The 17,880-nt window shown below is 40.4% G+C and carries 20 protein-coding genes; 6 read left to right on the plus strand and 14 right to left on the minus strand.

Going from position 1 to position 17,880, the window contains the following annotated elements:
• Positions 1 to 5 precede the first annotated feature (5 nt).
• From BUB08_RS02465 to BUB08_RS02480, 4 genes are read left to right on the plus strand one after another with little or no spacing between them, the layout of a single operon-like run.
• Complete coding sequence (locus BUB08_RS02465) at positions 6 to 1,007, plus strand: fusion protein (RefSeq protein ID WP_072998577.1); 1,002 nt, start codon at positions 6 to 8, stop codon at positions 1,005 to 1,007.
• Positions 1,008 to 1,057: 50 nt separating this feature from the next.
• A complete protein-coding gene (locus BUB08_RS02470; RefSeq protein ID WP_072998579.1) occupies positions 1,058 to 1,534 on the plus strand; it encodes a DUF7258 domain-containing protein in 477 nt (158 codons plus the stop codon).
• A 13-nt stretch (positions 1,535 to 1,547) separates the two neighbouring features.
• Complete coding sequence (locus tag BUB08_RS20745) at positions 1,548 to 1,913, plus strand: DUF3873 family protein (RefSeq protein ID WP_083570527.1); 366 nt, start codon at positions 1,548 to 1,550, stop codon at positions 1,911 to 1,913.
• 4 nt (positions 1,914 to 1,917) lie between these two features.
• Positions 1,918 to 2,088 (plus strand): NADH-quinone oxidoreductase subunit F, encoded by a 171-nt coding sequence (locus BUB08_RS02480; RefSeq protein ID WP_072998898.1) that lies wholly within the window; start codon positions 1,918 to 1,920, stop codon positions 2,086 to 2,088.
• Between the two features lie 200 nt (positions 2,089 to 2,288).
• Here the strand turns inward: BUB08_RS02480 and BUB08_RS02485 are convergent, their stop codons facing one another.
• The gene (locus BUB08_RS02485; protein ID WP_175549925.1) at positions 2,289 to 4,037 is read right to left on the minus strand and encodes a hypothetical protein; all 1,749 of its coding nucleotides are present in this window, start codon (positions 4,035 to 4,037) and stop codon (positions 2,289 to 2,291) included.
• A 417-nt stretch (positions 4,038 to 4,454) separates the two neighbouring features.
• On the opposite strand from BUB08_RS02485, the gene BUB08_RS02490 reads away from it, so the two are divergent.
• Positions 4,455 to 4,907: a JAB domain-containing protein gene (locus tag BUB08_RS02490; RefSeq protein ID WP_072998583.1), complete on the plus strand. Its 453-nt coding sequence runs from the start codon at positions 4,455 to 4,457 to the stop codon at positions 4,905 to 4,907.
• Between the two features lie 404 nt (positions 4,908 to 5,311).
• Here the strand turns inward: BUB08_RS02490 and BUB08_RS02495 are convergent, their stop codons facing one another.
• Both BUB08_RS02495 and BUB08_RS20195 read right to left on the minus strand, forming a co-directional pair.
• Positions 5,312 to 8,590 (minus strand): PAS domain S-box protein, encoded by a 3,279-nt coding sequence (locus BUB08_RS02495; RefSeq protein ID WP_072998585.1) that lies wholly within the window; start codon positions 8,588 to 8,590, stop codon positions 5,312 to 5,314.
• 374 nt (positions 8,591 to 8,964) lie between these two features.
• Positions 8,965 to 9,219, minus strand: coding sequence for a patatin-like phospholipase domain-containing protein (locus BUB08_RS20195; protein WP_139249588.1), 255 nt, complete (start codon positions 9,217 to 9,219; stop codon positions 8,965 to 8,967).
• Positions 9,220 to 9,649: 430 nt separating this feature from the next.
• Between BUB08_RS20195 and BUB08_RS20750 the strand changes: the two genes are divergently transcribed.
• A complete protein-coding gene (locus BUB08_RS20750) occupies positions 9,650 to 9,760 on the plus strand; it encodes a JAB domain-containing protein (RefSeq protein ID WP_394332726.1) in 111 nt (36 codons plus the stop codon).
• 179 nt (positions 9,761 to 9,939) lie between these two features.
• Here BUB08_RS20750 and BUB08_RS02505 read toward each other — a convergent pair whose 3' ends face one another.
• The 11 genes from BUB08_RS02505 to BUB08_RS02555 all read right to left on the minus strand — a co-directional run bounded on the left by BUB08_RS02505 (position 9,940) and on the right by BUB08_RS02555 (position 17,877).
• The gene (locus BUB08_RS02505; protein ID WP_072998586.1) at positions 9,940 to 10,884 is read right to left on the minus strand and encodes a PstS family phosphate ABC transporter substrate-binding protein; all 945 of its coding nucleotides are present in this window, start codon (positions 10,882 to 10,884) and stop codon (positions 9,940 to 9,942) included.
• A 220-nt stretch (positions 10,885 to 11,104) separates the two neighbouring features.
• Positions 11,105 to 11,548 (minus strand): DUF3872 domain-containing protein, encoded by a 444-nt coding sequence (locus BUB08_RS02510; RefSeq protein WP_072998588.1) that lies wholly within the window; start codon positions 11,546 to 11,548, stop codon positions 11,105 to 11,107.
• Between the two features lie 10 nt (positions 11,549 to 11,558).
• Positions 11,559 to 12,020, minus strand: a complete 462-nt coding sequence (locus BUB08_RS02515; protein WP_072998590.1) for a DNA N-6-adenine-methyltransferase — start codon at positions 12,018 to 12,020, stop codon at positions 11,559 to 11,561.
• A gap of 4 nt (positions 12,021 to 12,024) precedes the next feature.
• A complete protein-coding gene (locus BUB08_RS02520) occupies positions 12,025 to 12,609 on the minus strand; it encodes a conjugal transfer protein TraO (protein WP_072998592.1) in 585 nt (194 codons plus the stop codon).
• The gene (gene traN, locus BUB08_RS02525) at positions 12,609 to 13,529 is read right to left on the minus strand and encodes a conjugative transposon protein TraN (RefSeq protein ID WP_072998594.1); all 921 of its coding nucleotides are present in this window, start codon (positions 13,527 to 13,529) and stop codon (positions 12,609 to 12,611) included. The genes BUB08_RS02520 and traN overlap by 1 nt, the downstream gene beginning before the upstream one ends.
• 60 nt (positions 13,530 to 13,589) lie before the next feature.
• Complete coding sequence (gene traM / locus BUB08_RS02530) at positions 13,590 to 14,936, minus strand: conjugative transposon protein TraM (RefSeq protein WP_072998596.1); 1,347 nt, start codon at positions 14,934 to 14,936, stop codon at positions 13,590 to 13,592.
• Entirely contained in the window at positions 14,917 to 15,219 is a 303-nt protein-coding gene (locus tag BUB08_RS02535; RefSeq protein WP_072998598.1) for a TraL conjugative transposon family protein, read from the minus strand. Before BUB08_RS02535 ends, traM begins: the two co-directional genes overlap by 20 nt.
• A 6-nt stretch (positions 15,220 to 15,225) precedes the next feature.
• Positions 15,226 to 15,849: a conjugative transposon protein TraK gene (gene traK, locus BUB08_RS02540; protein ID WP_072998600.1), complete on the minus strand. Its 624-nt coding sequence runs from the start codon at positions 15,847 to 15,849 to the stop codon at positions 15,226 to 15,228.
• A 27-nt stretch (positions 15,850 to 15,876) separates the two neighbouring features.
• Positions 15,877 to 16,863: a conjugative transposon protein TraJ gene (gene traJ / locus BUB08_RS02545; RefSeq protein WP_072998602.1), complete on the minus strand. Its 987-nt coding sequence runs from the start codon at positions 16,861 to 16,863 to the stop codon at positions 15,877 to 15,879.
• Between the two features lie 19 nt (positions 16,864 to 16,882).
• Positions 16,883 to 17,503: a DUF4141 domain-containing protein gene (locus tag BUB08_RS02550; protein WP_072998901.1), complete on the minus strand. Its 621-nt coding sequence runs from the start codon at positions 17,501 to 17,503 to the stop codon at positions 16,883 to 16,885.
• Between the two features lie 62 nt (positions 17,504 to 17,565).
• Positions 17,566 to 17,877, minus strand: a complete 312-nt coding sequence (locus BUB08_RS02555; protein WP_072998902.1) for a DUF3876 domain-containing protein — start codon at positions 17,875 to 17,877, stop codon at positions 17,566 to 17,568.
• Between the last annotated feature and the right edge of the window lie 3 nt (positions 17,878 to 17,880).

Raw genomic sequence — 17,880 nt, forward strand, 5'->3', positions numbered from 1 at the left:
AAGCAATGGCAAAGTATTATTCACTATTCGGAAAAACTACCACCGATACCGAAGTACAGGTGGTGAAAGAAAATCAAATTGTTATCGGTTATGGTTATGCTATGAATGAATCCCGGTATGTGGTTTACAAAGTGGAACACATCAATAACCGGGGGTATATGTACCACCTTATCAATACCGACACCAAAGAAATGGACAGTACCGACATAATAAACCCCTTGTCCAAAAAATTCGGCATTGGCAGGTATTACGATGATGTAAAACCTGAATTTATGGATGCTTTTGAGCTTGCCATACTCCTTCAGGAAGCACAGGCGAAAGCCAAAGCGGAGGAGGACAAAGCCGAAAAAGAGCGGATAAGAATTAGCGAAGTAAAACAGGTCGGCCGCAAACGTTTTGCAGAGATATTCCCGGAAGATGCACAGGCAGTTATTGTGGGAAGGTTGAAGCAGGACGAAAGCGACATACAAACCGACTACTTTGCAAGCAGCACACAGCGCACCGTCATTTTAGGTTTTTCCATACACAAAAGGGACATCTTTTCGGAGATGCGTAAACACGCCTCCAATTTCGAGGAAACTGCTTACCTCTCAGAATACAATAAGGATTACGAACATCGGGAAAAATACAGCATGGGTGCAGGCTACTATTTGGGAGAAAGCAAATATCACGGGTGGATAATTGAAAAAGTGCCAGTGTGTGACCGTACCCGAACCATTGAGGAATTCTCATATATCGCAGGTAACGAAGATAACATACGTATTAATAAGCCAAGCGGAACACTTCCTGTTAATCCCAAGTTGGAAGACAAAGCAAATTGTACAATGGTGGAATATTCAGCCAAAGCGGTCGCTGTTTTCGGAAATACCAAACCAATCAAAGACGAACTCAAAGCGATGGGCGGGCGGTTTAACAGCCGACTGACCTTTAACGGGGAGAAAATCGCAGGCTGGATATTTCCCAAGTCAAAAGAACAGCGCTTAGCCTGCTATTTCGGGCTGGATTAAGATGCGCTGTAATTGGAAAAATTCACTTCAAATAATCAAAGCATACAAAAATGAAACCGACAGAAATAAATAATACCATAATAGGAAAACGTTGCAAGTGTATTTTCACTGGCATGATGGTTACCGGAGTGATTGAAGAAATTACAAAAGACCAACACGCAGTACAAGTGAAAGTACGTTTTGATGAATCCCACCGATGGGGTAATGAATTCTATGAATACAACTGGTCTTTTGCCCGCCTTTCCGATGGATTTGGCTCACTCCGACATCTGGAAATCATTGACGACACATACCAGGCTGTCCGGATAACTTTTATTAAAACCATTCAGGAAATAAACCGGGACTTTGTCCGGGACTACGCCAAATGGCAAAGGGTCAACCTGAAAGAATGGATTGACAACTATAAATCTTCACGCTTTACACAAATAAGCGGATGCAGTGCGATTATTACTTCCGAAGATATTGACAATCTGAAAGAATGGCTCAAAAAAAATAGTCCGGTAAAAACAATTGAAAAATTAACCTAAAAAATCAGAAACAATGAATACTGATAATTCAATCAATGATAATGGATGTTCAACATGTGAACAGGGGAATGAAAATTATACAACATTTCGTCCGGCACACCGCCCAAATCAAACATTTTACCAGTACGATTACCGGCACACTGACGGGGAACTGTTTTTAACAGTGGCCCCAACTTTAGTAGAGTGCCGGAGCCGTCGTGATAAATGGCTGGAGAAAAGAAGTAAAATGTACAAACTCTTTATCGGGTTCCGGAAGTTGGGCGAATTTGATTCCGTACTGGAAGCCAAAAAATTTGCAGACAACAGTGGCTTAACCGGTGTATTTTCCCTTCGGGGTGAGAATTACTCCGATAGCTGGTATGCAACGAAAAAAGTGTAAGACAATGAAAACGACAATAACAGATATTACAGGAGCAAGCATTGAAGTAACGGATTTGGACAAAGCTATAGAGCAATGTGAACTTTGCAAGAACAGTCCGTACAAAATGCCTTCGGGACAAACGGTTGGGGAAAACCACAGGTATATGTTATACCAACTTGAGACAATAAAATAACTAAAATAAACAGACGGGCGGGTCAAACCGCCCGTTACTTTTTCCATGAGCCGGTAACCTGAGCGGAGAAAAAGTAACAAAAAGCCCTAAACGCAATTTGCTTTTATATTTTCGGGCAAATAGTCTCAAAATGAAAGAGGTAATAGAAACGCACCCCTTTAATAGAGGTAACCTCCCTAATTTACCAAGAGCAAAGTCGATTATTTCCAAAACTTATAAATAGGAAAAGATCGAAATATTTCTTGGTCTTGCAGGGAAAGTTGTTCAAATTGGATTCTTGCTACAATGTAATTTTCAAGCAATACATTAGCTCCCAACTTGACCAATAAACTACTATTCTCGTTTTCAGCAATCTCATAAAGCTTTCTATTTTCTTCAGCTGTGAGCACTCTTTCTCGTTTTAATGTTTGCAGATAATTTAGAATCTTAATTTCAACATGTAAATTTTCAGCACTTTCATTTAAAAGCCAGTACGCTATCTCTTTAGCAGTATTAAGTATCTCAATAGGATGGTCATTATGTTTATCGTAGGCCAATAATAAATTTAACAAATCAAAATTTGCAGATTCAAATATATCATCACCTAAACTAATCAAGTCTTTATATGATTGAAGCATTTTTGAAAGATCAATATTCGACAATTCTATATAATCATCTGGGGATAATACTGAATAATGTGATGAGATATGTTCTGTATTACCTCTCGCTATTTTAAAAATCCCCTTATAATCAAAAAAATTGTATATTCTGTATAAGGACTTTTCTTTGTCAACAGCATCTAAAAAGAATAAAATTTTATAGTTTGAGATGCTTTTGCGAAACAAATAACCACTATGTTCTCCATCTACATTAATGTGAATGGGGTGCTTTCCGTTAATTGATTTCATTAATAGATACAACTCCTCTAAACTTGAGTTCGAATCAATATTTCCAATATCAAAATCCGCCGATACATGCAATGATTTCCAAAATTGCTCAATACGCTTATATGATTCTAATTCTTTTTTAGCCAAAACGATGTCAAATGGGGTCTCAGCAACCATTTGACCCAAATCCACCTTTTTATTTTCTCCAAAAACGATCACCCCAGTTTCTACTATGCTTATTATAAAATTAAGATCCTTTATTCTACTTCTTAGTAAGCCAGATGGCTTAAAATCCATTCTCGCTCCCTTTCTATTTTTTGTAAAAACCAATGTTGTACTTTCTCCAAACTGGATGGTTATATCATCTTTCGTTATTTTTTCAATTACATAGTTATCGTATTTGTCCCCATTAACAATAATTGAAGGAAACCCATCCTTTGAAATCACTTCCATAACAGAAAACAATTCAATAGGGTGAGGAATAGGACTATTTGCAATTTTTGCGTACCAATACACCTCATGATTTAAGAATGCCTGTATCGTGGATGGAAGCTTTTTATTGGGTGAAAAAATAGTCAGACTTGATGTGATTTCTACAATGTCATTACTTGATGACAATGTCCTCAATTTAATTGGAGGTATACTACTAAAGCTATGTTGTTTTTTACTGTCTTTGTTAAAATTGTAAAAAATAGTTTGAATTTCATCTTTATCCGCAGGAAGCCTTTTTAATTTTATGACCCGCGAATTCTGATTTTTATGGCCTTTTATGTAATTTTCAATTTTTATAGGTGTTAATGTGTCATAAAAGACTCTTCTTTTGCTAGGGTTATTTTTGTTTATCAGCACAACGAAATAGATAGTACCCCCATTGTTTTTATAATTTACCAGGTCAGCCATATCAACAGAGAAAGAGCATGCTTTTCTGTTAATATTATCAGCCATTTCTCCTTTAACCTGAACTGTAACTTTACCGATAATATCTTTTTTATCAGTATTATTGCTTTTATAGATTAAAACATCACCATCCCATGAAGGAGTTTTATCATTCTCCTTTATAAATTGACTAAGGGTATCTGTCATCGACAAACAGTCTTTGACTGCTATCGTCGCCCAATCTTCTATTTGCTTGTTATTGTATTTTTTTCTCATTATTAGTAGCATGATATGATATTGAGTATAAAAATAGGATGATTTTCTATTTTATAATAACGGTAATTAAAGTGTCTAACCCCGTAGGACATGTTTTTCAATTCTTCGAATCAACCATAATATTATTAGTACTGTAATATTTACGTTTAAAATTAGTTTCTCCCCTCTAATTTTCCGGCAAAGCTACAGATAAAACACTGCCAAGCTGCAAGGTCAAGCCCTGCGGGTTTTACAAACAATCTCCACACCTTCGGGTAGTATTCTTTGTAAAAACCTTGCGCGAAGTCACTGATTACCTGTGTCGGTGAAAGCAAAAAATTAGTGTTGAACCATTAAAATTTTTGCATTATGAAAGTTAATTATTTCTCCATTCCGGAAATTACAGTGTCATATAAATACAATGTAAAAGCTTCAGAACGTTTTGTTGTTAAATGTTCAGAAGATGCCTCGCAGATATTTGTCGAGGCGCATAAAGATTGTATGGAACACCACGAGGAAGTGAACGTATTGTTCCTAAACCGTGCCAACTGCGTACTTGGAATAAGCTGTATCAGCAAGGGCGGGCTGGACGGGACTGTAGTTGATATACGGATTATTCTGCAAACAGCCTTGAAAGCGAACTGTGCCTCCGTAATGCTTTCTCACAATCATCCGAGTGGCAGCCGGAAACCCAGCCAGGCGGATATAACGATTACTCAAAAACTAAAAGAAGGCTGCAAAGCCGTTGGTCTGTTACTTTTAGACCACCTGATTATAACCGGCGAAGGATACATGAGCTTCGCGGATGAAGGGCTTTTATAGCCCTTTTTTTGGTCACTTTGCTGTATCTTGTATTTATAGTTGTTATTGCTGAAGGTAAGCAGAGTTGTTTCTTCTAAGGCTGAGAAGATTAAACGAAACGATGTATATTCTGTTGCATCCGTACTGATAATATACTGAATGAAACACAAATGTTACGGACGGGTTTGAAAAATGACTGTAATGAAGTTACCAAAGGTACAAGGACTTAAATTAGCAAAAGAAGATACCTTCACTTTATAGAATTATCTAACAAAATTAAGAACTGAAAGACAGTCTCCCGCTAAGTGTGTAAACACGGTTTGTTAATATAAATCTAATCGTTCATCAAAAATAATTAAAAATTGATTTAGGACAATGCCCCAGTCACGGACTGGCATGGTCCATTTTTTTGTAACTTCAAACCTTCAATTTTTAAATAATTTACTTAAAAGTAAACCTACTTCCACCGGTTTTGTAATAAAATCGCTACATCCTGCCTGGAAAGCTTTTTCTCTATCACCTGTCATAGCATAAGCGGATTGAGCAATTATTTTTACTTCCTGGTCCTTTTCCCTGATTCTTTTTACTATTTCCAATCCATTAATATCAGGAAGACCAATATCCATTAAAACAATATCGGGAGATTCAGCGCTGTATAGCTTTAGTGCTTGTTCCCCTGTTTCAGCAAAAAATAATTTTTTATAATGTCTTGACAGAATCTGTTTAAAATAAAAACGGCTTACTTCATCGTCCTCAACAATAAGGATCTTTGTTTTTGTATCTATTTTGGTATATATTGCTATTTGTGCCTTCTCATCATTTTGTTCATCTTCTTTTTGCTCATCATCCAATGACAAATAGGGCAAGCTAAAAGAGAAACGACTTCCCTTCCCCAGTTCTGATTCCAGGACTATTTTTCCACCCAGTAAATCAACCAACTTTTTAACAATGGTCAGTCCCAACCCCGTTCCACCATAGCTTCTTGTCATTCCAGAATCAGCCTGAGTGAAACTTTCAAAAACCATTTGTTGTTTTTCTTTCGATATTCCGATTCCTGTATCTGATGTAAAAAATTCAACATGCCCGTTTTTCATTTCAGAAATACCAAATTTGATGTTTCCGTTGTGTGTAAAACGAAGTGCATTATCAAGAAGGTTTGAAAAAACCTGAATCAGCCGGTTTTCATCAGTATTTAGATGGACTTTTTGCGGAAATTCATTTAGAATCAGTTTAACATTTTCTTTTCCAGCTTCTTTCAGCTTTTTATTAAAAATCAAATATAAAGACGAAAGTGTTTTTCCAACATCGAATACTTTTTGTTCAATAACAGTTTTCCCGGTTTCCAGTCTCGAAATATCGAGAATATCATTAATAATTTTCAGCAATCCTTCGGTGCTCTTATTGATAATCCGGAAATAACTCTGTTTGTCCAACTCCGAAAGATTTTTTTCATTGGTCAGCAAATTGGTAAAACCAACAATTCCGTTTAAAGGTGTCCTTATTTCGTGACTCATGTTGGCCAAAAATGCAGATTTTAAGCGATCGCTTTCTTCCGCCCTTTCTTTGGCATCAATCAGTTCATTCATCAGGCGTTTTTTTTCTGTCACATCATGAACAATACTGTGCAACAAAACTTTTCCTTTGTATTCTGTCTGGCTTGAAAATACTTCCACATCCTTAATCTCTCCGTTGGAAAGACGGTGTTTAAATTCGAAATAAATCCGCTCGTTGTTGCGGGCCTGCCCAATAGCAATATTTACATCTTCATTTGAAAGTACATTTATATCGTTGATGCTCATAGATTCCAACTCCTTGATACTCCATCCATAAAAAACGGAAGCAGCTTTGTTTGCTTTTACTATTTCTGTGGTCTCCGGATCAATCAGAAATTTGGCTGCTGTATGTTCTTCAAATAATAACCTGTATGAACGTTCACTTTCTTCCAGCTGCTCCTTCATTTTTATACGTTGTGTTACATCGGGCGCCATGCTAAGCATGATATTCCTGTTTCCGCTCAACCCAAGTGGGGTTGTATAAAAATTCCAGATTCTTTTTTCTCCGTTTTTTGTTGTAATCTCAAATTCTCCACTGAAAACGGTCTTGTCTTCTTTAAAAATATTATTAACGTAATTTTCTATTTCTTCCGCCTTTTCTCCGTAAGCTTTCCTGGTCCATTCTTTTAGCGTGGGAATATCTTCAATATGATAACCGGAAAAATGGTTCCAACCTTCACTTAGCGTTATAACATTCCCTGCTTCATCATGCACCATAACAGGTATAGGAGCGCTGAGTATAGCTTTTCTGAACCGTTCTTCACTTTCTTTCAGCTTTTGTTCAAATTGTTTTCGTTTTGTAATATCCTGGATGGTGCCAAACATACGAACAGGTTCACCTGCTTCATTAAAAATGAGTTCCCCATGTCCCATAACCCAACACTCTGCTCCGTCATTTTGACGTATAATTCTGTATTCTTTCTCAAATGACCTTTTTTCTTTTAATACCGAATTCATGAAATAATCAAGCAATTCATTTTTATTTTCAGGATGTACAATTTTAAGCCAACTTTCAAGATTGTGTGGAATGTCTTTTGATATTCCAAAGATTTCATCCAGCACTTCTGAAGCAGACCAGTGGTCATTCTTTATATCCAAATCATACGAGCCGATTTTTCCAACTCTTTGCGATTCCCGTAGCCAGAATTCACGTTCACGATATTTAGCTTCACTTTCCTTCAGTTTTTTCTGTTGCTCCCTCTCTTCAGTTTGATCGCGAAAAACCAAAACAACCCCAATAATATCATCATTGCTGTTTTTTATGGGAGCGCCGCTATCTGCAATAGGAATCTCTCTGCCATCTTTGGAAATCAGTAATGTATGGTTGGACAGCCCAACTACGGCTCCCTTTTTTACCACTTTATCAAAGGGGCTTTCGACTTCCTGTCGGCTTTCTTCATTAATTATTTTAAATATTTTTTTCAGGTCTTTCCCTTTTGCGTCCCGGAATCTCCAACCGGTGAGTTCTTCTGCCACATTGTTCATTTGGCTTATGTTACCATTCCGGTCAGTAGAAATTACTGCATCCCCAATGCTTAACAAGGTGGTGCGGTATAATTCCTTCGCTTCCCAAATTTTTTGATTGCTGTTCATGTATCTGTCAATAAATTGAAAGAATCTGGATATCAAAGCAAATGCAAAAGGGAAAAATAATATTACAGGAAGCCAAATCTCCTTCAGGATAAGAAAATGCCGGCCTGGTACAAGCATTTGAGAGGCAAGCATAACAATGTGTGCCACAACACCTATAATCCAGAAAACAGAAAATTTTACTTCACTAAGCTTATCTTTAAATTTTAACCGAAACAATAGCCCAACAGCACTGCAGAAAATAATGGTTGCCAGCCCTGCCCAGAGTCCTACTCCCCCGATATAAATTCTGTAAATACCTGCAATTAGTATTGAAAGAATTGCTGTATAACCTCCTCCCCATAAACCTGCCAGGGTTAATACTACTGAACGTCCGTCATAAATTGTCCCAGGACCGTATTCGTAGGGCATTATCATGGCTGCAACAGCCACCAAGCCAAACCAGATTCCACTAATTATCTGAAAATAAAATTCACTTTTGGGCTTATACCATCGTATTATGGCATAAAAAAAAGATAATGCAATTAATAATGAGGCATTGTTGATAAAAGTTTCGGCCATTTTTTTCCTGCAATTTATAAAATTTTACATTGTGTTTCCAATTCAGTAATTAGGATAAGTTTTTTTTCAGGGATTCAGATTACTGGAGACATTGGAACTTTACTTAACAATTTTAACGGCGCCGGAAAAAGGCAAATGTATCCCTGAAATGCAATGAAAGGGATTCGTTTGTCGTGGGATGCACAAGGCTTTTCGATTGAACAGCTGAATCTGTGCCGGGATACTGCGAATCATGAGCAGTTGTGCTGATGAAGCTGCGACAGGAGAAATGCCTGGGAGTAGAGAAGTTTGTCATTTAATTTTTCTGGATTTCAATAGCCAGGAACCTGATTGTTCTGCTTCGCATCTTTTCAAGGAACCTTTCCGCCCAAGGGTTAGAATAAGGCAGGTTCTGCCACACCCTGCCATTCCACGGTTGTTTCAGCCCGTCTTCGTTTGCTGCATAAAAATTCTCTGCCATTTGACAGGGGCCCCGTTGCATAAAAAGCCCCAATCATTGCCCACATCGAAAAGCCTGCTATTGATGAAATCTTATATCCTTGCCGCTCTAATTCTTCAATCGACTCAATGTGGGTTATTTCCCATGCGCCACCGTTGAAAGGCACCGATGCTATTTTTGAGTTGATCATCCCTTTTATACGGTTTCTATGATTTGTGTATAAAGTGTAAGGTGAATTTTTTCGTGTGTTTATTATTCATTAACTACACTAAAAGGCAGAGACGTATATTTTTAGTAATTTGAATTTGGACGACCCAAGAGTTTTTTATAACTCTTTTCATGTCGTACCTCGAAAACCAAGAACCCAGTGGGGTTGTCTGTATTCAGCTTCGACAAATATAAACTGTTCAAAAAGACTTTCGGGAGCACTTTCAATCCCTTTGAGTTGCCAGACTTGAATACAAAGCAAACTAGTGAATAAAAGGCGGGCTGGACGGTACTGTGGTTGATATACGGATTATCCTGCAGACTGCACTGAAAACGAACTGTGCTGTGCCTCCGTAATGCTTTCTCACAATCATCCGAGTGGCAGCCGGAAACCCAGATAGGCAGATATTGCAATTACCCAAAAACTGAAAGAAGGCTGCAAAGCCGTTGGTCTGTTGCTTTTAGACCATCTGATTATAACTGATGAAGGTTACATGAGCCTCGCAGATGAAGGGCTTTTATAGCCCTTTTTTTGGTCGTATACTATTTGCTAAACAGTCAGTTCTTGCATCTCCCATTTTATACGAAAAAATTAGCTGGTGCTTTTTCCTTTATTTTTCTATTTTTTTAAAGATCCCCGAAAAATGAAAAAAATGCATCTATTTTCAAATCGGTTTAAAACAGGAATCTCGGGTTTTTCCATTTAATTAGCTATATAGCCGCTTTCTTCAATAATACGTTTTCCGCCGTTGGTCTGAAGCGCTTCATAAATTTTATAAGCCATGGAATCCCTGTCCAAATCCTGCCGGACAACAGCATAAACAAACGTAGTATAGGGATATGACTGGTTTTTTATTGTTTTCTTTTCAGGGTATACATTGTCAACCGAAATATGTTTAACAACCTGGTCTCTTACCATTCGTTCCTTGTAGTAATAAACGGTATAACATAAGCCATTTTCATCAACACGTATAGTCGAAAACGGGCCTGCCATTCCTGATAATATCGCTTCCGACCAATCGGTCATTGATTCGCCTTTCATAACTAACTTTTCCATAAGTTCCTGGCTGCCGGAATTGGCGTTCCTGACATAAGGATGTATCGGGCTGTCGTTGCCGCCAACATCTTTCCAGTTGGTTATATTGTTTTTGTAAATATCCTTAATCTGGCTGGTGGTTAATGATTTTACCGAATTATTCATATTTGTGATAAAAATAAAAGCATCGAGGGCTATCGGTGTAACATTCAATTCCACCTTTTCTGAACTTGCTGCATCCAGTTCGTCATTGGACGGCTCGCGGGCGACAAGAATTAAATCAGATTCTTTATTTATAAGGCTCACATAGGCTCCGTGAGTGCCGGATACGTCTGCCTTTTCGTAAAAGGCAGTATAATCATCTATGTCGGGGGATACAAAATAGACGTTATCAAGCGCAAGGTTTCTTTCCCAACTATAATTCAACCCCAACAATTTACAATAAATAATAGCCTGTAATGGCCCTGCAGAGGTGGAGCAATCAACATTCGGGTAATTTTCGGCTGTTAACCCATTTATCACAACACCCATATCTTCGTCTGATTTTTCACAGGAAGGAAACAGAAGACCAAATATTAATCCAAAGGTTAAAGTGATTTTAAAATTTTTCATGGCAGATGTTTTTATAAATGGATGAGTTTTTCACGTAGTTGGTTGCGTTCGCCCTAATCTATTTTGCAGATAAAATAAACAGATTACGGAACATCTTATGGAACGTTGGCAGAATTTCAAATATACTGTTATTTTCCAAGCTCAACTGCGTCTTAATTCCTAATTCTGAAGACAGAAAAGCGTCCAATTTATGAACGCTTTTCTGTCTTTACCCTTTCTGCTATTCTGATGATTTATTATCTGTATTTTTATTCTGAAAGCTGAATGTTTTCTGCACTACCTGTCCGAAATTATCCTGAATATAAACATCGATCATTTGCTGGTCGGAACAGTGTGAGGTATAATACAACCGAAATTCTGTTTTTTCGAGCGGATACAAGTCATTCGGCAGGAATGCCGTACCATCGTCCATTTTCAATTCACCTTCTCCGTCAGATTGAAACATACGGATAAAAAACTTGGCATCTTTATACTCGCCTTCCCGGACTAAAGTACAGCGTATTTCAGCGGTTTCGCCTTCTTTAAGGCTTTCCTGCACCGGCAAGGTAACTAAATCAAAACTATACGCCTGAAATACATCCAGCGTATTATCACAGGCACTGACCAGTAGTGCTAATGCTGCCAGCACTGTTATTATTGTAAGTGATCTTTTTAATTTTCTCATTTGAATATTTTTAAAGGAATACAAATTTGCCTTTCAGAGTGTTGTTCATTAGTATGACAGCATTCTCTGTACCGTAGGCCACAAGCATCGACCCGTTTCGGGGCTGCATGCCTTTTGTCCCGTCAGGCCGGAAAAACCGGATTCTTGCATACAGGAATTTTACAGCTGTTGCATGTCCAAGCACCACATCGTGAAACCATTTGGCCTCAATTTTGGAAAAGACAAGGGCAATACCGTTGTTATGCTCTGCCATTTTTTCAAGGAACCTTTTTGCCAGTGGATTGGAGTACGGAGGGTTCAACCATACCCTGCCATTCCAGGGTTGTTTCAGTCCGTCTTCTTCTAAAGTATAAATATGCTTTGCCGATTGATTTAATCGGTAGGCCTCCACAGAGGTAGCCGGGTCCAAATCAAAATCGCCTAACGAGCGAATAATCTCCGCTGGTGTGTACCATTCATCGTTCTCTTTCATAGGGCTAATTGATAATGAATTTCAATCCAATTCCGAATTGCGCATGAAAATGCCCCATTGTTGTTCCCTGGAGCATCCGTTCCCGGCCTGTCAACAGCAATACAACCCGATCAGTTATATAGCTTTCCATTTCCAGCGTAAGTGCCCCGCCATACAAGAATCCGTTCTCATTACGTAGTGTGGCCCCGTCATCGAGCAGTTTATCTCCCCGGTTTACGGTTTCAAATCCTGCCAGTGCTGAAATACCAATTGAAAAGCAAACTGCTTTGCCGGGACTTGACAGAAAATTGTAAAAAAATCCGCCTTCGCCGGTAATCTGTTCTACCGGGATTCGTCCGTATTCATAGGGGTAATTTCTTCTCAAGTATTCCGTACCAAATACCCATTTGTTGGCGTTTTTACCATAAGTCGCCATCGCTACACCAAAGTAATACCCCGATTCATTGCGGTTATCTTTTGACCAGATTCCGTCAACCATTCCTCCGGTTATTTGCAAACCCTGCATCCCAGGCAGGGCACGCTGGGCGTGTGCCTCGTCGCTCAGGACAAAGCACACCGCCACTGCTATTATAATTACTGCCGCTCTCATTATTTCACTTTCAATTCGTTAATCACTTTGGCACGAACCAAATCAGCATTTTCCACAAAAAACGACTGGTGTCGACCGCCCTGCTTTTCGTGCAACCCCACCAACAAATGTTTATCGTCTGGGATGGTAAATTTAGGAAGGGTAAAAACCGTGCGTTCGGTAGTTCTACCCCCTATTTCCTGAACATTGTTGTAAGCGCGGAGAGGATATATCACCTGTTCCTGAATAGCAGTGCGTTTAGCAACTTTTTTATCCACAATTTTAAAAGTGATGTAATCCACCGAAAAAGGCACGTGTGAAGCGTTCTTCAGTTGCGTATGGAAGTATAAAAGCCCGTTGTGCACATACAGCCCTTTGAGCGTATATTGTATCCCGAAACGTTTGGAACCGATATGTTTGATTTCCCGTTTATCGTTTTTGTAAACCGATTTCATAATCAGCCTGACCAGTAAAGGAGATTCCTGCCCCAGTTCCTTCAGGTAAATATCCAGTGAGTTATTGGGCCGGTTCACTGCTTCCCCGTCGTGAATAAAATCGGCCATTTCTATGGACAGCTTTCCCGGCTCATGCGCATATTTTACATTGAAAGTGTAATATGCCCCGTCTTCGGTAATCACAGCAAGGTTGCTTTCTCTTGAAAAGTCCCGGACTGCAGCTTTCACCCGCAGTACGTTTTCTGCACCGTCTGCTTTAGCAGCCAAAAGGTCGGATGAGCCTAAATCCACATAACGAATTACCGATGGGAAAATAATGTGAACCGTTTTGTTAAAAGTTATTTCAAGTGCATAGGGCGGAATCATCCGGTCGAAAGTCAGCGGACGTGTCAGCCCGTTAAAATAATCTCCTGTCGTTGGTTTTTCCTGTGCGGTAACCGCAAATAGCATTGCTGCAAAAGCAAGCATCAAAATAATTTTCTTCATACTCTGATTGTTTTAATTGAACTTGTTTGTTTTGAATATTTTAGTGGTGAAAAATCTTGTTTACTGTATGGAAGGGAGCAATAATACCCGGTGCCCGGCTTTGAGCGTAACCCTTACTGCCCGCATCTTTTTACCTGCGTATTGCGAAGCCCCCTGAACGATGCTCCGTCCCAAATCCGCCAGCAGTTGTGAACCGGCATCGTCGGTAATGGTAATACTGCTTCCCATTGATGTGCCCATATTGGCAGCTACTTCCTTTACTGCATTGAGTTCTTCCGAACCCGGCACAGAAATTCCCGGATTACCATCCATATCGAAAACCTCCATTTTAACCGGAATGATGTTCCCGGCAAACTGGATATTGCTTATCGAGATGTTCATCCGTTCTCCTGAAATCCGGGCAGGACCGGACACAACCGTATTTTCCGGAATTAGAATATTCCCGGCATGTATTGGCTCCAGGATGCGCACCTGAACTTCCTGACCGTTGGTAATAGTTATCGTTTTATCAACGCAGGCACTAATAGTGTTCTTTGTCGATTCTGTCTCCTCCCCGGCAACCGTATGAAAACCCAGGTTACGGGGTTTTGCATATTCTCTCATAAATACAGAATCAGGTACGGGAGCTGCCAGAAGCGAAACCACTTTGCCGGACACCTGCGATACCGGAAGAGAAACGGCTTCCTTTTCTGTTTCCGAAACATTTAATACAGATGCAGCTACTGTTTCCGACTTAGCTTTATCCGCAGGCATGTACTTGGCAGCAATCTCATAGGATTTTTCTACAAGGGCGAGTTGCTGTTCCGCTTCGCTTTTTTCCTGAAGTTGCTGTTCCAGTTTTCCTATTCTTTCTTCCAACGCTGCTTGTTCCAGACCATTTGCTTCAGGTTCAGTTTCTTTATAAAAACTTCCCAGTTGCCGGTTGATATTTTGGTACTGACCGGCAGACGAGCGGAACGCATTGTTCCGGCTGTTTCCCGATGAACTTTTTTTCAGGTGTGAAGTTTTGACACTATTCACTGAAGATTCCGGGGCCTCATGAAATTCTGCTTTTGGGCTTACTCCTTTTTCTTCCGATTTATCATCACCCAGCATAAAAGCAAAATCCTGCAGGGAGCGCATCTTTTCCTCTTCCTTTTCTCTCATGGCTTGCTGCCTGTAAGCATCCCGCTTATCACTTATAATCCCGCTTTTTTTTGGTGTGGGGAGGTTGGTATTAAAAACATCTCCGGTTTCTTCGTTTTTTTCGCCTGAAGGCACAAAAATAAACCACATACTTAAAGCAAACAGCAGGAAGAAGAGCGGGAAAATCACCATTTTCTTCCGTTTTTGTAACTGTTGGGGCGAGAGCGGCATTTTTTCTTTCACCGTCGGTTTTTCTCCACTGTTATTCTCTTTTTCTTTCATATTGAAATTTATTTATTGGTTGTAAACTATCCGTTTCGATCCGTTTGTCCTTCAATTCCAGTTGCAGACCTTCGATATGTTTGAAGTTCAGCATTTCCCTTTTATCTTTCCCGAAACTGAACAGGGAAGAAAAAGTGATGTATAGCGATAGCCCTGCAAAAAGGAAAAGAAGGGTTAGTATTACGGTAATCCTTTTACCGGGAGGAATCCTCCCGCACCACTTCCTGAGAAGGTTTTCCATTCGTTCACCGAGGGCAGTGAATCTCTTTTGGTTTTTTGCCATAATACTTTACCGGTCCAAAACCCGGAGGTCTTTATTTTCTATGATTTCGAATTTCTCGATGGTAAACCCGTGAGGATTGTTATCACTCCTGACCGAGTTAATCAGATTGCAACGGGTAACAAGCGAGCGTTCGGTTACATTGCTCGACCGGATAATCCGCTGCCGGGCATAAGTAACCGCCGTGTACGGATAACTGGCGAAGCTGCATGCCACGCTGTCCACCTGGACCACTTGCTGGATATTCCCCGAAACAATCCGGTTGAAATATCCCTTTTCCTGCATGTCCTGATAATAGTTATAAGCACTTCGGTCGGCAAGAAACAAGGCGCGTGTGATATTGGTTTCAATGGCTTCCCGGTCGGGTGAAAGGGTAAAGAATAATTCATGAAAGCGGGTCACATGGTCACGTGCTTCCACCGGCCGGTTCTGGTCCATATCCTGTGAGAGCGCCAGCATAAGCGATTTTCCCTGATCAAGCACATATATTTTCTGTCGTTGCGCTTCAGCATAACTGAAAGCATTCCATACCGAATAAATGGTTATCCCGGCACAAAGGCAGATAAACACAATGGCAAAGAGCCGGATTTGCCTGAATGATGTTTCTATGTTTTTCAAACTTTTAAACTCCATAAATCATTTGTTTTTTTATTGTTATGATTATCGCCCAACGAGACGCCCACCTATATTTCCGGTGGCGCCCCCGGCCATACCTGCAGCATAGCTTCCGGCTTTTCCGGCAGTTTTGTTAATAGCGTGGTTGGCACTTCCCATACCGCCTGACTGGATAATCCAGTTGGCCACGGTTGGAACCGTAAAATACCCGATGATACCAATGAGCATAAATACAATGTAAATTCCATTTGAGTCGTCAGGGATGTAATTAGGGTCTTCCAGCAGCTTGATGTCTGCCTCCAGCATCAGTACCTGAATACGTGCCAACACCGCCGAAAAAAGGTCGGAAACCGGCAACCACAGGTAAACACTGATGTAGCGGGAAAGCCATTGGGTGAGCGTTGCCTGAAACCCGTCATAAACGGAAAAGGCAAAAGCAATCGGCCCCAGAATGGACAACACCACAAGAAAGAAAGTCCGTATCGTGTCAATTATCAATGCAGCAGCATTAAACAACAGTTCCACTAAATCCCGGACGACCTGTCTGAACCACATTTTAATGTCGTACCAGAACCTTTCACTCCACATCCCGATGATTTCAGGGGTGTCCCAGATTCCGAGGTCTTTCAGTTTCTGGTCGTAGGCTTCGTCGTCCACGAGCCATGCTTTCCCTTCCCGCACACGCGCTTCGTATTCCAGTTCTTCTTTTTGTAACTGGTAGGCTTCCATATCGAAGGTCTGGGTTTCCAAAATGGAATGCGTCCCCCTGACAATCGGGCTCATCACAGCATTAATAGTCCCCAATACAATGGTTGGGAAAAAGAGGATACACAAGCCGATGGCAAACGGACGGAGTAACGGGAACACATCGATGGGTTCAGCCCGTGCCAGTGCCTGCCATACCCGGTAGGCCACATAAAACAAAGCGCCCAGCCCGGCCAATCCTTTTGCCACGCCAATCATGTCGCTGCAAAGGGGAATCATATCTTCGTAGAGGTTCCTCAGAACCTGGTGCAGGTTATCAAATTCCATAACTAATAAGTTTTACCTGTTACCAGTATCTTTCCGAAGGGCTGCCATAAAGCGCCAGCACCCTGTCCGTATCTGCTTTTGCCTTTGCGCGGATGAACGAAACAGAGATACTTTTCTGTGTGAAATACCTGGTCAGGTTACGGTAGTCCAACATCCGGTTATAAATCCGGTCAATCACGTCCATGCGCTCTTTATCGGACATGGAAAGCCCGTTACTACTGGTTACGATGTTTTTCAGTTCCGTAATCAACGCGCCTCCTTCTTCCATTAACCGGGCATAGCCAGCCGAGATAGCAGCCAGCTCGTCCACCGTAAAATTGGGGTCGGCCACCATCTTGTTAAACCCGGTGACATACATATCGCTGATTTCGCTGACCATTTCAATAGTCCGTTTTACCTTGCGGGTATCCTTAATCAGGTTATTTACTGACTTTAAGGCATCATAGTATTCTTTACCTTGTTCGTAAATCTTTACTGTTTCCTGTACATTTTTAACCATATTCGTCAGGGTGGACGAGGATTTGACCACCTGCTGAATATTTTGTACCAGATTGGACGGGTCAATCACCGCCCACTGCGCTTTAGCCTGAAAAGACAAACCAATCAGGGCTACGAACACGATTAAAACTATTTGTTTCATATTTTTTCTTTTTATTGATTGATACTTTGGGTTGAAGGGCGGGATTAGTTCCCTGAGAGGCATTAATCCTCAGCCCTGAAATATTTTCCGTAAGCGGAAAGTTGCAATACATCGCTGTCCGTATTGTAGGACAGGCTCATCACTCCGTAAAGGTTGACATACCGGATACTCTGGTGCTTTTTGACAGGACACCGAAACATTTCTCCGGTTTTAAAGGCAAACTCCATAAAGAAGCAGCCGTTTTTCCTTTCGCTGTTTTTATAAACCCGGATATCCGGCGCACCTTCCCGGCTTTTCCATCGACCAGTTATATCATCCATCGCAAATTCAGTTTTTGCTCCCAATGGATTGGTCCCGGTAGTTTCTGAATACATGAG

The sequence above is a fragment of the Mariniphaga anaerophila genome (assembly GCF_900129025.1).
Lineage (GTDB): Bacteria > Bacteroidota > Bacteroidia > Bacteroidales > Prolixibacteraceae > Mariniphaga > Mariniphaga anaerophila.

Excerpts from the sequence above, each read along its gene's own strand:
- BUB08_RS02465 (WP_072998577.1), top strand. The coding sequence starts at position 6 with ATGGCAAAGTATTATTCACTATTCGGAAAAACTACCACCGATACCGAA.
- BUB08_RS02470 (WP_072998579.1), top strand. The coding sequence starts at position 1,058 with ATGAAACCGACAGAAATAAATAATACCATAATAGGAAAACGTTGCAAG.
- BUB08_RS20745 (WP_083570527.1), top strand. The coding sequence starts at position 1,548 with ATGAATACTGATAATTCAATCAATGATAATGGATGTTCAACATGTGAA.
- BUB08_RS02480 (WP_072998898.1), top strand. The coding sequence starts at position 1,918 with ATGAAAACGACAATAACAGATATTACAGGAGCAAGCATTGAAGTAACG.
- BUB08_RS02485 (WP_175549925.1), bottom strand. The coding sequence starts at position 4,037 with ATGACAGATACCCTTAGTCAATTTATAAAGGAGAATGATAAAACTCCT.
- BUB08_RS02490 (WP_072998583.1), top strand. The coding sequence starts at position 4,455 with ATGAAAGTTAATTATTTCTCCATTCCGGAAATTACAGTGTCATATAAA.
- BUB08_RS02495 (WP_072998585.1), bottom strand. The coding sequence starts at position 8,590 with ATGGCCGAAACTTTTATCAACAATGCCTCATTATTAATTGCATTATCT.
- BUB08_RS20195 (WP_139249588.1), bottom strand. The coding sequence starts at position 9,219 with ATGATCAACTCAAAAATAGCATCGGTGCCTTTCAACGGTGGCGCATGG.
- BUB08_RS02505 (WP_072998586.1), bottom strand. The coding sequence starts at position 10,884 with ATGAAAAATTTTAAAATCACTTTAACCTTTGGATTAATATTTGGTCTT.
- BUB08_RS02510 (WP_072998588.1), bottom strand. The coding sequence starts at position 11,548 with ATGAGAAAATTAAAAAGATCACTTACAATAATAACAGTGCTGGCAGCA.
- BUB08_RS02515 (WP_072998590.1), bottom strand. The coding sequence starts at position 12,020 with ATGAAAGAGAACGATGAATGGTACACACCAGCGGAGATTATTCGCTCG.
- BUB08_RS02520 (WP_072998592.1), bottom strand. The coding sequence starts at position 12,609 with ATGAGAGCGGCAGTAATTATAATAGCAGTGGCGGTGTGCTTTGTCCTG.
- traN (WP_072998594.1), bottom strand. The coding sequence starts at position 13,529 with ATGAAGAAAATTATTTTGATGCTTGCTTTTGCAGCAATGCTATTTGCG.
- traM (WP_072998596.1), bottom strand. The coding sequence starts at position 14,936 with ATGAAAGAAAAAGAGAATAACAGTGGAGAAAAACCGACGGTGAAAGAA.
- BUB08_RS02535 (WP_072998598.1), bottom strand. The coding sequence starts at position 15,219 with ATGGCAAAAAACCAAAAGAGATTCACTGCCCTCGGTGAACGAATGGAA.
- traK (WP_072998600.1), bottom strand. The coding sequence starts at position 15,849 with ATGGAGTTTAAAAGTTTGAAAAACATAGAAACATCATTCAGGCAAATC.
- traJ (WP_072998602.1), bottom strand. The coding sequence starts at position 16,863 with ATGGAATTTGATAACCTGCACCAGGTTCTGAGGAACCTCTACGAAGAT.
- BUB08_RS02550 (WP_072998901.1), bottom strand. The coding sequence starts at position 17,503 with ATGAAACAAATAGTTTTAATCGTGTTCGTAGCCCTGATTGGTTTGTCT.
- BUB08_RS02555 (WP_072998902.1), bottom strand. The coding sequence starts at position 17,877 with ATGTATTCAGAAACTACCGGGACCAATCCATTGGGAGCAAAAACTGAA.